Origin of the sequence: Streptomyces sp. NPDC090083, assembly GCF_044747445.1 — a bacterium.
Classification (GTDB): Bacteria; Actinomycetota; Actinomycetes; order Streptomycetales; family Streptomycetaceae; genus Streptomyces.
Genome location: NZ_JBIVED010000004.1, coordinates 290,632 through 304,780, shown reverse-complemented (window position 1 = coordinate 304,780; position 14,149 = coordinate 290,632). Strand labels below are relative to the sequence as shown.

Genomic DNA, 14,149 nt, shown 5'->3' with positions numbered 1-14,149 from the left:
TCGTGCAGGGGAGAGGTCTCATGTCGGTGTGGTGGGAGTCGGCGCATGGCGCGGCGCTGTGGGTGCGTCACGTGCCGCAGCGGACGCGCGCGGCCGTGATCACCCTGCATGGCGGACCGGTTGTCGGCCACGGTCCCGCCCGGCCCTGGCAGTTGGCGGCACTGCGGATGAGGCCCGTGCTTCGGACCTCCGCGGCGGCCGTGTCCCTGCATGAAGTGCTGCTGGGCCAGGTCCGCTACAGGTGCCGCGGGTGGAACGACGGCGACGCGGAGCAGGACGCGCTGCGCGCCCTGAGCGAACTGGGACGACTGGCCGGTGATGTGCCCGTGGTCCTGGTGGGGCATGCGATGGGTGGTCGTGCCGCACTGCGGGTCGCGGCTCATCCGCAGGTGCAGGGGGTGGTGGCACTGGCGCCGTGGGTGCCCGTGGAGGAGTCCGCCGCCCACCTGGCCGGCCGGAGCGTGCTGCTTGTGCAGGGGCACGACGGCCGGGCCGCCGACGTCGAGGCGTGGTGCTATGCCGAGCGGGCGCGCGCGGCCGGCGCCCGTGCCGGTGTCGTGGTCATCCGGGGCGGTGGTCCGTGGATGATGCGCCGGGCCGGAACTTGGCATCGGACCGTGCTGACCGCCGTACGCCAAGTGCCGCAGTCCCGGGCCGCGGGACCGCATCGGGCCTGGTCCAGCGGAGGGCCCGTCCTCGTCTAGCACTGCTGACCCGGAGCTTCGGCGGAGGAGGCTCGGTTCTCCTTTGCGCTGCGGAGAGAGCGCGGTCTCCTGACCAATCCGTTCCCGTGGCGGCTTCGGATTACGGACGAGACGAGGGTCCGCCGCGGGTTTGGAGGCAAGCGATGTCACGCGCGCCAGGGGCGCCGAGAGGAGTGGTGCGAAGTCGCCGTCTGTCTCGCCGACGCCTCGGGCGGTGGATCCACGCGGTCGCGGCCGGCACCGCGAATCCGGTCAACTCGCCCGCTTCCAAGCCGGATTGCCGAATCCGCGGATCCCCGAATCTCCGAAGCTCAGAATCCCCGGACTCCCAGATCTCCGGACTCCCGGGATTGGCGGGATTTTCGGACCGTGCTCCGGATGCGCGGACTTCGCGCCGGACATCTCGACGTACAGCAATACCTGACCACCAAGGAGAACCCCGCACGATGAACACCCCCCAGACGACCCGCGCGCGGTCCGGTGTCGCCCACCGGCTCGCCGCGCTCGCCGAGACCGCGCTCGGCGGCCCCCTCCCGCTGCGGTTGCGGGCCTGGGACGGCAGCGAGACAGGCCCGGCCGATGGACCCGTCGTCGTGATCCGGTCCCGGCGCGCGCTACGGCGCCTGCTGTGGCAGCCCGGCGAACTGGGTCTGGCCCAGGCGTACGTCACCGGGGAGATCGATGTCGACGGAGACCTCGCGCAGGGACTGCGGATCATGTGGGCGGCGGCGCGGGAACGCCGTCTGGACTCACCCCGGTTCGGACTCCAGGATGTGGCGCGCGCCACCGGGACCGCTGTGCTCCTCGGCGCCGCAGGACCGCGCCCGCCCGCGCCCGCCTCACAGGCACGACTGCGCGGCGGCCTGCACAGCAGGAGCCGGGACAGGGCCGCCATCAGCCACCACTACGACCTGTCCAACGACTTCTACCGCCTCCTCCTGGACGAGACCATGGCGTACTCGTGCGGGTACTGGACCAGCGACGAGGCGGACTTCACCCCGGCCGACGCCCAGCGCGCCAAGCTGGAACTGGTCTGCCGCAAGCTCGCTCTGCGGCCCGGTTCCCGGCTGCTGGACATCGGCTGCGGCTGGGGCTCGCTCACTCTGTACGCGGCGGCCGAGCACAAGGTGCGGGTCACCGCCGTCACCCTGGCCAAGGAGCAGGCGGCCCACGTCCGCGAACAGGTCGCCGAGCGGGGTTTGGAGAACCTGGTCGAGGTGGTGTGCCAGGACTACCGCGACATCACGGGCGGCGGCTACGACGCCGTCTCCAGCATCGAGATGGGCGAGCACGTCGGGGACGCGGAGTATCCGGCGTTCACCGCCGCCCTGCACCGGCTGGTCAGGCCGCAGGGACGTGTCCTGGTGCAGCAGATGTCCCGCGGGGCGAAGGCACCCGGCGGCGGCGCGTTCATCGAGGCGTACATCGCACCCGACATGCACATGCGCCCGCTCGGCGAGACGGTCGCCCTGCTGGAGGCGGCCGGTCTTGAGGTGCGCTCGGTGGAGTCGCTGCGCGAACACTACGTACGGACTGTCGCCGCCTGGCACCGCACGCTTGAGGAGCGGTGGGACGACTTCGTGCGGCTCGTGGGCGAGGAGACGGCCCGGGTGTGGCGGCTGTATCTGGTCGGCGGCGCCCTGGCGTTCGAGGAGTACCGCATGGGAGTCGACCAGATCCTGAGCGTACGTCCGACACTCGGCGGGAACGCGGGCATGGCTGCGACGCCCCGCGACTGGTACGTGTGACGGACCGGAGGCGAGTCGCTCCGGCAGGGCAGGGCGGGGTAGGTGGAGCAGGCGGCGGGACCGCTGGTGTGCCGGTGCAGCGGTGAGGGGCGGGGAGTGCGCCCCGCCCCTCACCGTCTCCCCGTCACAGGAGCTGGTGGCCCGTCAGCTGGTGGGCATCAGGCCGGTGCCGATGATGGAGACGACCGCGTCGGCGGCATCGCGTCACCGGCGTCCCGGCCCGCGGTAAACGGGTGCTCCGAGCGGGAAATGGACTGCCGGTCCGGCGGATCGCTCGGTGACCGTGACCGCCGGTCCGGCCGGGCCGCCAGTGCGCGGAAGGCACGCGGCAGCCGCACCCCCGGCTACCGCTCTCTAGACAGCCGCACCCCCGACGCGGCCGCTCTAGACGGCGGTGCGTCCCGCGTCGGCCGCGAGGGTGGCGCCGGTGAGGTAGCTCGCGCGGTCCGACGCGAGGAAGAGGATCACCTCGGCGATCTCGCGCGGCGACGCGAGCCGGCCGAGCACGGTGGTCTTCGCGAACTGCTCGGCGTTCTCCTCTCCCATGTTGGAGAGGACCATGTCGGTCCGCGTAGGACCTGGCGCGACGGTGTTCACGCGCACGCCGGCCGGACTGAACTCGGCCGCCCAGGTGCGCGTCAGCGACTCCAGCGCGGCCTTGGAAGCGCTGTAGACGGACAGTCCGGGGAGGCCGATCCGGGCCGCCATGGTGCTGACGTTGACGATGCTGCCGGAGCCCCTGGCGATCATGGCGGGGACCAGGGACGCGGTGAGGAGGTACGGGGCGCGGATGTTGGCGGCGAGGGTCTCGTCGAGCGTGCCGGGGTCCTGGTCCACGGTCGGCGCTCCCGGGAAGATCGCCGCGTTGTTGACCAGGATGTCGACGGGTCCGGCCTCTTCGGCGAGGCGGCGCAGAGCGGCCGGGTCGGTGAGATCGGCGGCGATGAAGCGCGCCCTGCCGCCGGTTTCCTTGATCGATGCCACGGTCGCCGCCCCGCGCTCGGCGTTGCGGCCGGAGACGATCACCTCGGCACCGGCCGCTGCCATCAGGCGGGCCGTCTCGGCCCCGATACCGCCGGTGGAGCCGGTGACGAGGGCGACCTTGTTCGAGAGTTCCATGCTGGGTCCTTCCAGGGTTCCCGGCCGCCGAACGCGGCCTGACTGGGTTGCCTGACCCACAATTGTCCGCGAAAAATGGGTTGTCCAATCCAGAATCTGCTAGTGTCGTGCACCATGAGCACCGAGACGCGACGGTCCGCCGAGAAGAAGCTGACCCGCAAGGGGCAGGAGACCCGGGGCCGCATCGTGGCCGCCGCCGCACAGCTCATGTACGAGCGGGGCGTGACCGAGGCGACGCTTGAGGACGTGCGGGCGGCGGCCGGGGTGAGCGGTTCGCAGATCTACCACTACTTCGCCGACAAGCAGGAACTGCTGCTCGCCGTGATCGAGTTCCAGACCGAGGCGGTGCTGGACATGCAGAAACCGCTCTTCGCCCGCCTCGACACCATGGTCGGCCTACGGCGGTGGCGGGACGCGCTGGTGGAATACCAGCTGCGGCTGCAGTGCCGGGGCGGCTGCCCGATCGGCTCCCTCGGCAGCGAGGTCGCGGAGACCAACCCCGAGGCCCGTCTCGCCGCTGCCAGTGGCTTTCTGCGCTGGGAGTCGGCGATCCGTGAGGGTCTCCAGGCGATGCACGACCGCGGTGAACTCGACGCGGACCCCGACGACCTCGCCCTCGCGACACTCGCCGCGCTTCAGGGCGGCCTGCTGCTCACCCAGTTGCAGCGCCAGGTCCGACCGCTGGAGGTGGCGCTCGACGCGATGCTCGACCACATCGAAGCCAGCAGGAAGTGACCGTGACGGCCGACCGTGGTTGCGCATAGTGTGAGGACACTTCGTCCCGCGTTCCGGGGCGTTCGGTGTGCCGGGAAGTCTGGTCGGCGACAGGTTCGTCGCGCCCGGAAGGCTTCCCATGCAGGTCAGATCTCCGCCCCGCCTCCGGCCCGGACGGGCCACGGGTCCGGCGGGAGCCGTCCTCCGGCAGGACCCTGCGCGTCCTGAGGGAGCCTTCCTGCGGGCCTGCGCCCGAGCCCCGACGTCACGGGGGCAGCCCATGACGAGGTCACCCGCATCGCCCATGCGTCACCGCGGCCCGCGTGTTGCGGCCGAGCCGACCATGCGGCACCGCGAGGACACGCCCCTGCTTCCTCCTTCCTGCCCGTAGTTCCGCAATGAGACGAGAACCTCGCGATGCCGTCTTCGAACGTCCCGTCCGCTCCGCCTCCGTCCTCACCGCATGAGCGTGCGGTCCAGGAAGTGCTGACGCGCTTCGACGCCTATGCCCGAATCCGCGTGGTGCGCGACAGCATCATCGGCGCTCCGCAAGTGGGGCCCCGGGAGGAGGAACGGGCCTTCGACGGGCTACGGCAAGCCGTCGCGAGGCTCCGCGCCACTGCCAGATAGCACCGTCAACCGAGCGGTGCCGACCCGGTCCCGCGACAGCCGAGCGTCAGGGACTCGGGTCCGACCGGTGTCCGCGCGGTCTCACGGTCCCCGCGCCCTCTCCTCGGATGCCGGCCCCTCACCGCGAAGGCGTTCAGAGCCTGTCGGAGCCGCTGGCCCGAGGGGCCGGCCAGGGCGAACAGGGCGCGTGGGCGAGGAAAGCCCGCGCGGTGGGCCGGGTGGCCGCGCAGCCGAACGCGTCGTAGGAGAGCGAAGGCGGCCCCGCTGCCTGACGGCCAACGGGGCTGAGGGAGGGCGCTCGATGGACTGTCTCCGGGTTCACCCCTACGGAGTGGACCCGCTCGTGCGTGCGGGGGCGTCGGGTGAGGGTGGCACTGGCCGTGTTCAGCGTGGTGGCGGCCTTCGGACCGTCGTCAGCGAGGGAGAACGCCCGATGCCCCAGGGGACCGAGGCCAAGCCCGCCGAGCCGTCCGTCGTGCGCGGCAACGAGGCACTGCTGAGCCGTTTCGCGTTCGACGACACCCAGGACCTGGAGGACGCCCGGCGCGGCTTCCTCGGCACGGCTGCGGACAGCGTCGTCAAGGACGCCGACGGACGCGCGGTGTGGGACCTTGGCGCCTACGGGTTCCTCGACGGCGAGTGCCCGGCCACGGCCAACCCGAGCCTGTGGAGGCAGAGCCGGCTCTGCTCGGACCACGGCCTGTTCCAGGTCACCGAGGGCGTCTACCAGGTGCGCGGGTTCGACCTGTCCAACATGACGATCGTGGAGGGCGACCGCGGGGTTCTCGTCATCGACCCGCTGATCAGCTCCGAGACCGCCGCCGCCGGGCTGGCCCTGTACCGCGGCCACCGCGGCGACCGGCCGGTCAGCGCCGTGCTGTACACGCACAGCCACGTCGACCACTTCGGCGGGGTGCGCGGGGTCGTCACCGACGCGGATGTGGCGGGCGGAGTCCTGGTCCTCGCCCCGCAGGGCTTCCTGGAGCACGCGGTCAGCGAGAACGTCTACGCCGGTACGGCGATGGGCCGCCGGGCCGCCTACATGTACGGCGCCGCCCTGCCCAAGGGAGAGCGCGGACAGATCGGCGCGGGCCTGGGACAGACGACCTCCACCGGCACGGTCGGCCTGATCCCGCCGACCACGTACATCACCCGCACCGGGCAGACCGAGACCGTCGACGGCATCCGCATGGTCTTCCAGCTCACCCCGGGCACCGAGGCCCCGGCCGAACTGAACATCCACTTCCCCGACCACGCGGCCCTGTGCATGGCGGAGAACGCCACCCACAACCTGCACAACCTGCTGACGCTCCGCGGAGCGCAGGTCCGCGACCCGCGGGTGTGGGCCCGCTATCTCACCGAGGCCATCGACCTGTTCACCGCGTCCTCGGACGTGGCCTTCGCCTCCCACCACTGGCCGGTCTGGGGCCGTGAACGGATGGTGGAGTTCCTCTCCCAGCAGCGGGACGTCTACGCCTACCTCCACGACCAGACCCTGCGCATGCTCAACCAGGGCCTCACCGGCTCGGAGATCGCCGAGCTGATGGAACTGCCGCCCACCCTGGAACGGGCCTGGCACACCCACGGCTACTACGGCTCGGTCAGCCACAACACCAAGGCCGTCTACCAGCGCTACATGGGCTGGTTCGACGGCAACCCGGCCCACCTGTGGGAGCATCCGCCCGCCGAGGCCGCGCAGCGGTACGTCGAGTTCATGGGCGGTGCGGAGGAAGTGCTGCGCCGGGCCCGGCAGTCGTACGCCGACGGCGACTTCCGCTGGGTCGTCCAGGTCGTCAACCACGTCGTGTTCGCCGATCCGGACAACGCCGAGGCCCGCGGCCTCCAGGCCGACGCCCTCGAACAGCTCGGCTACGGCAGCGAGAACGGCACCTGGCGCAACTTCTACCTGATGGGCGCCCACGAACTGCGCCACGGCCCGGTCGGCACGCCCACCGTCACCGCCGCACCGGACCTGCTGGCGGCCCTCACCCTGGAGCAGCTCTTCGACGCCCTCGCCATCCGGGTGGACGGGCCGGGCAGTTGGGGCGCCGACATCGCGGTGCGCTGGAACATCACCACCGGCGACCCCGTGACCATGCGGCTGCGCAACGGCGTCCTCACCTCCGTCACCGGCACGGGGCCGGCCGCCGACGCCGACCCGGACGTCGAGATCACCCTCACCGAGGCCGACCTGCGCGCCGTCCTGCTCGGTGCCGTCCCGCCGACGGATCTGACCGCCCGCGACGACGTCGAGATCTCGGGAGACCTCGCGAAACTGACCGAACTCCTGGGCCATCTCGGCACACCGGACCCGGACTTCACCATCGTCACGCCGTGACCTCCAGCACGGCCCACCTTGCGGCCCTCGCGTAGGGCGACCGGGTCGACGAACGCCTCGATGGATCCAGGCCGGCCGAGGCCTTCGTAGGGGCGAACGTGGGATCCCCCTCCCGCGTCGTAGTACGGACAGTCAGGAAATCCGTCGTCGGCAACACCCAGGGGGACTCCATGAACACGCAGGCCAACCGCGTCGTCGGCCGACTCCTCACGCCCCTCCTGGCCGTCTGTCTCCTCGCCGGTTGCGGCGGTGGCCGGAGCACGGACGGCGGGCGCGCGAGCGGTCAGCCGGCGCCGGCGCAGGAGAAGCGCGCCCGTGAAGTGGCCGACGCCTGGCGGGAGTCCGAGGCCGCCGCTGCCTGGAACCAGGGCTACTACCCGATGGCCGACGCGATACAGCCTGTCGATTCCGGCTGGCACACCACAGCGGACGAGCGGGCCTACAAGACCGGGAACATCTTCCTGAGCGACAGCCTGCCGACCACTGCGATCACACAGGGGACAGTGAAGTGGCGCGACGGAGGGAGCCTGAACCGTCCACTGATGGAGGCGACCAAGGCGTACCAGTCGTTCGCCCGCACCCACAACGCCGAGCGACCCAGGCTCACCGTGACGGCAGCGAAGCTCGGCGAGACAACGCTCACCACGAGCCGAGGACCGGCAACCGTTCCCGCCTGGCTGTTCACCATCGAGGGCTACGACGCCCCGCTCAAGCGCGTCGCCGTCACCCCGTCACCGCTTCCCGAGCCGCCGATCGAACCGACTCCAGAAGGGTTCGCCGACGGCATCAGGAGTGTCACCCGGCTGGCCGGGACGGCGGTGGACGGCCGCTCCATCACAGTGGGGGCGACACACGGGGCCTGCGACGACGGCCCCGTCGTAAGAGCGCTGGAGACGGACGAGAGCATCGTGCTGTACGCCTCCGTGGCGCGGGAGCGAAGCGGCCCCTGCACCGCCCAACTGATCGAACAGAACGTGACGTTGAAGCTGAGGCAGCCGCTCGCCCACCGCATCCTCCTGGACGCCCGCACCGGACGACCGGTCCCGTACGGCCTGCCCAACGGGCCTACGCCCAGCTGGACCTAGGCCTGGCGTCCCGTCCCCGACCGGTCGGCCGACACTCCGGCCTCCCCGGGTCCGTCACCGGCCATCGTGAGAGCTATGGGCAGTCGGAGGACGAAGACCGATCCCGCGCCGGGGGAGCTGCGCACGTCTGTCGTGCCGCCGTGCGCCGCGACGAGTTGGCGCACGATGGCCAGCCCCAGGCCGCCGCCTCCTGTCTGCCGGCTGCGCGATTTCTCGGCTCGCCAGAAGCGGTCGAAGTCCAGCGGCAGATGCTCCGGCGCGATGCCGCTGCCGGTGTCGGCGACCTCGATGACGACCTGGCTCCCGGTCCGCGCGGCGCGCAGCGTGACCCGGTCGAGGTGTGCCGGATGGCGTTGGACACCAGGTTGCCGACGGCCTGCCGCAGCCGTACCGGATCGGCGCTGAGTGCCGGGTCTCCCTCCGCGTGGACGTCCAGCCGGAGTCCCGCCACGTCCGCACGGGCCTGGTGGGCGTCCGTGACCTGGTCGAGGAGGTCGCGCACCTGGACCGGTTCGCGATGCGGGCGGAGCGCCCCGGCATCGGCGGCGGCGAGGTCCTGGAGGTCGTCGATGCTGTGCTGGAGCAGCAGTGCCTCGTCGAGGAGGGAGGAGACGAACGCCTGGTCGGACACGGCGAGGCCGTCCTCCGCGGCCTCCAGCCAGATCCGGATGTTGCTCAGCGGGGTGCGCAGCTCGTGGGCGACATCGCTGACCATGGCCTTGCGCTGTTCCTCCATGAGGGCCCGGCGTTCCGACAGTTCGTTGAGCACGGTGGCCAGGTGGCCGATCTCGTCCCGGGTCGTGACGGGGACCCGTACCCGGCCGTCGCCGGGGCGCAGCGCGGCCTCGGTCAGCGCCCGGCGCGGTCGTACCAGGCGGCTGCCGACCAGTACCGTCACCGACACGGTCAGCAGCACGACCAGACCCGCGACCCCGGTGATCCGGGCGGTGTTGGCCGGGGACAGCCGCTGGCCAGCGCGCCCAGCCGGTCGAGCGACGCTCGGCTACGCCCTGCGGCAGGGCTGGCCTCCCGTCGTGCCCCCGCTCGCCGTGGCGGGCGGATTCGGCGGAGCGGTCCTGGTCGGCGTGGTGGCCGGCGTCTACCCGTCGGTCTGGGCGGCCCGGCTGACGCCGACGGAGGCACTGACCACGGCGTAGCGCGCGCCTTCGGCGAGGAAGCCGCACTCATGCCGCGGCCCGAGGATGTCTTCGTTCATGCGGCTGCCCGGCGAGCGTGCCGCGGACCTGAACCGGGAGGAGCAGCACCACGTACCGTCGACTCCCTCTCCCTCTAACCGAGTTCACCACGGCGGAGGGCGTCCCTCATCTCGCTGAGCCTCGCGGTCATCGCCGGGGTCTGCTCCTGCGGTTGTTCAGCGAGTCGCAGGGCGTCGTCAACCTCGCTGAGCTTCGCCGAGGACAGCACGGCCGCCCGCTCGATGAGGTCGTCCCGTGACACAGTGGTCAGCCATGTGCAGGGAACAAAGCCCAGATGCCTGAACGCGAGCCGCAGCACGCCCTCGATGGGCAGCCCTTCCTCGGCGCCGACGCGCACTTCGACGCCCAGACCGCTCATGTCGACGCCCGCCGGTGCGACAACCTGCATCGCCCGGATCCCGGACGCGTCGCCTGCCGACAGCAGCACGTACAGCCGTCGCTCGTCGGCCCCCACCCACCAGACCTCGCCGCGTTGCACAGGTCCTCCTGACACGGTGCGGCAGGCGAACCTGCGCGCCTCTGACGCACGGTGGAGACGGATGTGGCCACCATCGACCGTCAGTCGGTACTGACAGACGATCACGCGGTGGCCGCAGGTCACACTCTATCCAGCGCGCCGGGGAGGCGATCGAGGGCCTGATGAGCCGACTCGCAAGCCCCGTCTCGCGTCTCCTCGTGCGGCGCCGTGGCCGCCCCCGAACCCGCGCGACCGGCACTCGTGCCGGCCGCTCACGGGGCGGGGTGGATCACCAGCCGAGGTCACCGTGACGGTCGCGGAGGGTTCCCGTCGGGCCGTCCGCTCCAATCGTGGCCAGTTCGACGATGGCGTCGGTTCCCTCGGTCACGGTCTGTGTGCCGCTGTGTCCGTTGAAGTCGGTCGCGGTGTAGCCGGGGTCGGCCGCGTTCACCTTCACGTCCGGCCACGCCTTCGCGTACTGCGTGGTCAGCATGGTGACGGCGGCCTTCGACGCCGTGTAGAGCGGCGCGACGATCCGCGCCTCGACGCGCTCGGGGTCATGGGTGGCGGCGAACGACCCCATGCCGCTGGACACGTTGACGATGACCGGGTTCGCCGATGTGCGGAGCAACGGCAGGAAGGCGTGTGTGACCCGGACGATCCCCACGACGTTGACCTCGAACACGTCGCCGGCGTCAGCGGCCGTGATCTGGTCGGCGGGGCTGTGCGTCCCGAGGACGCCGGCGTTGTTGATGAGGACGTCGATGCTGCCCTCGCGCGCCTTGACGTCGTCGGCGGCCGCGGCCACCGACGCGTCGTCCGTCACGTCGATCTGGACGAAACGGGCACCGAGCGCGTCAGCGGCGGCCTGGCCGCGCCCCGGGTCGCGGGCACCCAGCAGCACGGTGTGGCCTGCCGCGATCAGACGGCGGGCGGTCTCGTACCCGAGGGACTTGTTGGCTCCTGTGATGAAGGTTGTCGTCATGCCTCCAATCTCCGCCCGGGACGGGAGGACAGACAGTGCCCCCTGCGACGGTAGGACGGCCAGTACCAGGTACAACGGCCGTCGGACGGGGACAATGGCCGAGTGGACGAGACCCTTGGCGCGGCACTGCGCCGCTGGCGCGACCGGCTTTCTCCCGTCGACGTCGGGCGGGCGACGCGGCCCGGACGACGTGCGGCGGGGTTGCGGCGCGAGGAACTGGCCGAGCTGGCGGGGCTGTCGGTCGACTACGTGGTGCGGCTGGAACAGGGGCGCGCCACGAACCCTTCGGCGCAGGTCGTCGCGAGTCTGGCCAGGGCGCTGCAACTCCAGCCCTTGGAGCGCGACTACGCCTACCGGCTGGCCGGCCTCCTGCCTCCGCAGGAAGGCAGGATCTCCGCACACGTCCCCGCGGGAGTCCAGCGGATGCTGGCTCGCCTCGGGGAATTCCCGGTGGGCGTGTTCAGCGCCGACTGGACCCTGCTGTCCTGGACCCCGGCGTGGGCGGCGCTCATGGGCGACCCCAGTACGCGGACACCGGCCGAGCGGAACCTCGTGCGGGCGGTCTTCGCCGCCGGGCCGACCGGACTCTCGTCCTGGCCCGTCATCCACGACGGCCACGCCCTGAACACGGCCCTCGTCGCGGATCTGCGCACGGCTCTCCTCAACTACCCCGACGACCGGACACTCGCCGACCTCGTCACGGAACTGCGCACCACCAGCGCGGAGTTCACCCGGCTGTGGGACGGGGGTGCGGTGGGTCCGCACGTCTCGGCACGCAAGACCGTCGTTCACCCGCAGGTCGGCGATGTGACCTGCGACTGCGATGTGCTCACCGTCCCGGGCAGCGACATCCGCCTGGTCGTCTACACGGTGGCCGCGGGTTCCGTCGACGCCGAGAAGCTGGAGTTCCTACGGGTGGCCAGCGGCGTTCGCGTCGGCGGTTCCCCGCCTTCGGGGCCCGGGCTGTTCTCGGCACCGTGACCACCGGACCGCTCAGCAGTCGTTGCGGCGGTACACGCGTGCGCCCTGGATGTCGGCGACGCGCCGGTAGCCGTCGGCCAGCAGTGTCCTCAGTTCGGGGTAGTCCGCGAGGGGGTAGGGCGTGTCGGCGGAGTCGTCCACCAGGACGCACGGCGGTGTGTCCGCCAGTTCTCGACGGAAGACGGGCCAGCTGCCGGGGACGGCGTACTCGGGGCCGACGCGCCGGATGTCGGCGCCGCCGCTGAAGTTCGTCAGCAGACCCGCGGTGAGGTAGCGGCTCGCCGGAGTCCGGCCGGACAACCAGTAGGTCTCGGGGTGCATGCCCCAGACGAACAGTGACGCTCCCGGTGCGCTGTGATTACGTACCGCGTTCGCCACCGCGAGCGTCCTGTCCAGCTGCGGCGGCCGGGTCTGCCACGCCGCGGTCGTCCAGCAGACGGCCACCAGCAGCGAGCACGCCGCCGCGGACAGCGCCACGCCTCTGCGCCCGGCACGTTCCACGAGGTGGCGCAGGACGGCCGGCCCGCCGGACGGCCGCTCGCAGGACACGGCGATGACGCGTAGGGCCAGCAGCGCGGCAGGAGGTACGAGCTGGAGGAAGTAGTGGCCGTAGAAGTGCCAGCCCACCGACACTCCGCCGGCCGAGGCGAGCAGCCACACCACCGGCAGCCGGTCGGTACGGCGGGAATGCGCCGCGCTGCGACGAGGCCGGGCGCCCCTTCGACGCGCCACCCGCAAGCTGTGGGTGCGTCGGCGCCACGGCAGTAGCGGGAGCAGGACCAGCACGGCAGCGAACGTGGTCAGCAGGGACACGAGGCCCGATGCGGCGTGTTCCGCGATCACCTGTGCGCCGGGCGGTGACGAAGCGTACGACCCGGAGGAGAGGAACACCCAGAAGGTGAACCGGTGGACGCCGAGCACCAGCGCGCAGATCGCCACCGGAGCCACGGCACCCAGCGCCAGGGCCACGGTGTTCCTTCGCCGTCGCGGCCCTTCGAGGGCGAGCGGCAGCAGCGGCAGCAGGGGAGCGAGTCCGACCTGCTTGGTCAGCACCGCGACCGACACGGCCACTCCCGCGAGCAGGAAACGGTCCTTGACGCCGCAGTAGAGCGCGGCCGCGGTCGCGGGCAGCATGAAGATCTCGAAGGTGGCGGCCATCGCGTCCGGCGCCGGCAGTGCCACCGAGGCGGTGACCGTGAGCACTCCCGCGGGCAGTGCCGCCCACGCGCCCAGCAGCTGGTCCGCCGTCCTCGCCGTGAGGACCGCGGTGGCACCGAGCGCGGCCACCGCCGCGATCCGCACGGCGGTCAGCCCGCCGTCGCCGGCGAACGCGAAGCAGGCCTCGTACAGCCACGGCATCACGGGCGGCTTGCGGTCCACGACGTTCTGGTACAGCCGGCCGCCGGTGCGCAGCATCATCGCCTGCGTGGCGAGGTAGCCCTCGTCCGGACTCCAGAACGGGCGGCGGAAGGACGGCAGCCGCAGCACAAGGGCGAGGAGGCAGAGCAGGACCGCCTCGGTGACCCGGCGCGGGCCGCCGGGAACCCGGGCGCGGGGACGGACGGAACGCGGAAGGTCCACCCTCGGCGCGGGCCGTCGCGTGTCCGTCAGCATGATGAATCCCCTCACCGAGTCCACTAGTTAACTAGTGGAGTGAGTGTTGGGTGGGGATGATTGATCTGTCAAATCACCAGACCAGCAGGGGAGTTCTCGTCTAATGTCTCCATGCAGGTCCATCACTCAGCTAGTGGTGAGATAGTGGAGTCGTGGAGTATCGAATCGAACGGAACAGCGGCGTGGCCCCGTATCAGCAGATCGTCCAGCAGACCAAGCAGGCCCTGCGGCTGGGCCAGCTCGTGCCGGGCGACAGGCTGCCCTCCGCGTCGGCGGTGGTGGCCGCGACGACGGTCAACCCGAACACCGTCCTGAAGGCCTATCGCGAACTGGAGCGGGAAGGCCTGGTGGACACCCGGCAGGGCCGAGGGACGTTCGTGCGGGCGTCGCTCGCACAGCCCGGCACACAGGCCGGCTCCCCCCTGCGTGACGGACTGCGGGTCTGGATGGCCACCGCCCGGGCCGACGGACTGGAGCGCGAGGACGTGGCCGCCCTGCTGGCCGCCGAACTCGACGTCTTCTTCCCCCGCCCTGTCGGCTCACGATGACGGGGAAGT

At 71.4% G+C, this 14,149-nt stretch carries 12 protein-coding genes and 1 pseudogene; 8 read left to right on the top strand and 5 right to left on the bottom strand.

Features of this window, described 5'->3' with window-relative positions; all coding sequences use genetic code 11:
* The first annotated feature begins 20 nt into the window (after nucleotides 1-20).
* Nucleotides 21-704, top strand: a complete 684-nt coding sequence (locus ACIPTO_RS16685; RefSeq protein ID WP_401192551.1) for an alpha/beta hydrolase — start codon at nucleotides 21-23, stop codon at nucleotides 702-704.
* A gap of 446 nt (nucleotides 705-1,150) precedes the next feature.
* Nucleotides 1,151-2,452 carry a class I SAM-dependent methyltransferase gene (locus tag ACIPTO_RS16680; RefSeq protein ID WP_401192548.1) on the top strand — a complete coding sequence of 434 codons (1,302 nt, stop codon included), beginning with the start codon at nucleotides 1,151-1,153 and terminating at the stop codon, nucleotides 2,450-2,452.
* A gap of 384 nt (nucleotides 2,453-2,836) precedes the next feature.
* On the opposite strand, the gene ACIPTO_RS16675 is transcribed toward ACIPTO_RS16680, so the two are convergent.
* On the bottom strand, nucleotides 2,837-3,571 hold the full coding sequence (locus ACIPTO_RS16675) for an SDR family NAD(P)-dependent oxidoreductase (RefSeq protein ID WP_401192545.1): 735 nt from the start codon (nucleotides 3,569-3,571) through the stop codon (nucleotides 2,837-2,839).
* Between the two features lie 114 nt (nucleotides 3,572-3,685).
* On the opposite strand from ACIPTO_RS16675, the gene ACIPTO_RS16670 reads away from it, so the two are divergent.
* The 3 genes from ACIPTO_RS16670 to ACIPTO_RS16660 all read left to right on the top strand — a co-directional run bounded on the left by ACIPTO_RS16670 (nucleotide 3,686) and on the right by ACIPTO_RS16660 (nucleotide 8,338).
* On the top strand, nucleotides 3,686-4,306 hold the full coding sequence (locus ACIPTO_RS16670; RefSeq protein ID WP_401192542.1) for a TetR/AcrR family transcriptional regulator: 621 nt from the start codon (nucleotides 3,686-3,688) through the stop codon (nucleotides 4,304-4,306).
* Between the two features lie 1,042 nt (nucleotides 4,307-5,348).
* Entirely contained in the window at nucleotides 5,349-7,253 is a 1,905-nt protein-coding gene (locus ACIPTO_RS16665) for an alkyl/aryl-sulfatase (RefSeq protein WP_401192540.1), read from the top strand.
* A gap of 170 nt (nucleotides 7,254-7,423) precedes the next feature.
* Complete coding sequence (locus ACIPTO_RS16660) at nucleotides 7,424-8,338, top strand: hypothetical protein (RefSeq protein WP_401192537.1); 915 nt, start codon at nucleotides 7,424-7,426, stop codon at nucleotides 8,336-8,338.
* On the opposite strand, the pseudogene ACIPTO_RS16655 reads toward ACIPTO_RS16660, so the two are convergent.
* A pseudogene (locus ACIPTO_RS16655) lies at nucleotides 8,335-9,311 on the bottom strand (sensor histidine kinase); the annotation flags it as partial. The gene ACIPTO_RS16660 and the pseudogene ACIPTO_RS16655 overlap by 4 nt on opposite strands.
* 61 nt (nucleotides 9,312-9,372) lie before the next feature.
* Here ACIPTO_RS16655 and ACIPTO_RS16650 point away from each other — a divergent pair.
* Nucleotides 9,373-9,495, top strand: coding sequence for a hypothetical protein (locus tag ACIPTO_RS16650; RefSeq protein WP_401192534.1), 123 nt, complete (start codon nucleotides 9,373-9,375; stop codon nucleotides 9,493-9,495).
* 133 nt (nucleotides 9,496-9,628) lie between these two features.
* Here the strand turns inward: ACIPTO_RS16650 and ACIPTO_RS16645 are convergent, their stop codons facing one another.
* Both ACIPTO_RS16645 and ACIPTO_RS16640 read right to left on the bottom strand, forming a co-directional pair.
* On the bottom strand, nucleotides 9,629-10,033 hold the full coding sequence (locus ACIPTO_RS16645) for a type II toxin-antitoxin system PemK/MazF family toxin (protein ID WP_401192531.1): 405 nt from the start codon (nucleotides 10,031-10,033) through the stop codon (nucleotides 9,629-9,631).
* 268 nt (nucleotides 10,034-10,301) lie between these two features.
* Nucleotides 10,302-10,997, bottom strand: coding sequence for an SDR family NAD(P)-dependent oxidoreductase (locus tag ACIPTO_RS16640; RefSeq protein ID WP_401192528.1), 696 nt, complete (start codon nucleotides 10,995-10,997; stop codon nucleotides 10,302-10,304).
* A gap of 102 nt (nucleotides 10,998-11,099) precedes the next feature.
* Between ACIPTO_RS16640 and ACIPTO_RS16635 the strand changes: the two genes are divergently transcribed.
* Nucleotides 11,100-11,978: a helix-turn-helix domain-containing protein gene (locus ACIPTO_RS16635; protein ID WP_401192525.1), complete on the top strand. Its 879-nt coding sequence runs from the start codon at nucleotides 11,100-11,102 to the stop codon at nucleotides 11,976-11,978.
* 12 nt (nucleotides 11,979-11,990) lie between these two features.
* Here ACIPTO_RS16635 and ACIPTO_RS16630 read toward each other — a convergent pair whose 3' ends face one another.
* Nucleotides 11,991-13,592 (bottom strand): ArnT family glycosyltransferase, encoded by a 1,602-nt coding sequence (locus tag ACIPTO_RS16630; RefSeq protein ID WP_401192522.1) that lies wholly within the window; start codon nucleotides 13,590-13,592, stop codon nucleotides 11,991-11,993.
* 152 nt (nucleotides 13,593-13,744) lie between these two features.
* Between ACIPTO_RS16630 and ACIPTO_RS16625 the strand changes: the two genes are divergently transcribed.
* Nucleotides 13,745-14,140 (top strand): GntR family transcriptional regulator, encoded by a 396-nt coding sequence (locus tag ACIPTO_RS16625; RefSeq protein WP_366318151.1) that lies wholly within the window; start codon nucleotides 13,745-13,747, stop codon nucleotides 14,138-14,140.
* Nucleotides 14,141-14,149: the final 9 nt, after the last annotated feature.

Bases quoted from the DNA above. Each gene is read 5' to 3' on its own strand.
- ACIPTO_RS16685 (WP_401192551.1), top strand. From the start codon at position 21: ATGTCGGTGTGGTGGGAGTCGGCGCATGGCGCGGCGCTGTGGGTGCGT.
- ACIPTO_RS16680 (WP_401192548.1), top strand. From the start codon at position 1,151: ATGAACACCCCCCAGACGACCCGCGCGCGGTCCGGTGTCGCCCACCGG.
- ACIPTO_RS16675 (WP_401192545.1), bottom strand. From the start codon at position 3,571: ATGGAACTCTCGAACAAGGTCGCCCTCGTCACCGGCTCCACCGGCGGT.
- ACIPTO_RS16670 (WP_401192542.1), top strand. From the start codon at position 3,686: ATGAGCACCGAGACGCGACGGTCCGCCGAGAAGAAGCTGACCCGCAAG.
- ACIPTO_RS16665 (WP_401192540.1), top strand. From the start codon at position 5,349: ATGCCCCAGGGGACCGAGGCCAAGCCCGCCGAGCCGTCCGTCGTGCGC.
- ACIPTO_RS16660 (WP_401192537.1), top strand. From the start codon at position 7,424: ATGAACACGCAGGCCAACCGCGTCGTCGGCCGACTCCTCACGCCCCTC.
- ACIPTO_RS16640 (WP_401192528.1), bottom strand. From the start codon at position 10,997: ATGACGACAACCTTCATCACAGGAGCCAACAAGTCCCTCGGGTACGAG.
- ACIPTO_RS16630 (WP_401192522.1), bottom strand. From the start codon at position 13,592: ATGCTGACGGACACGCGACGGCCCGCGCCGAGGGTGGACCTTCCGCGT.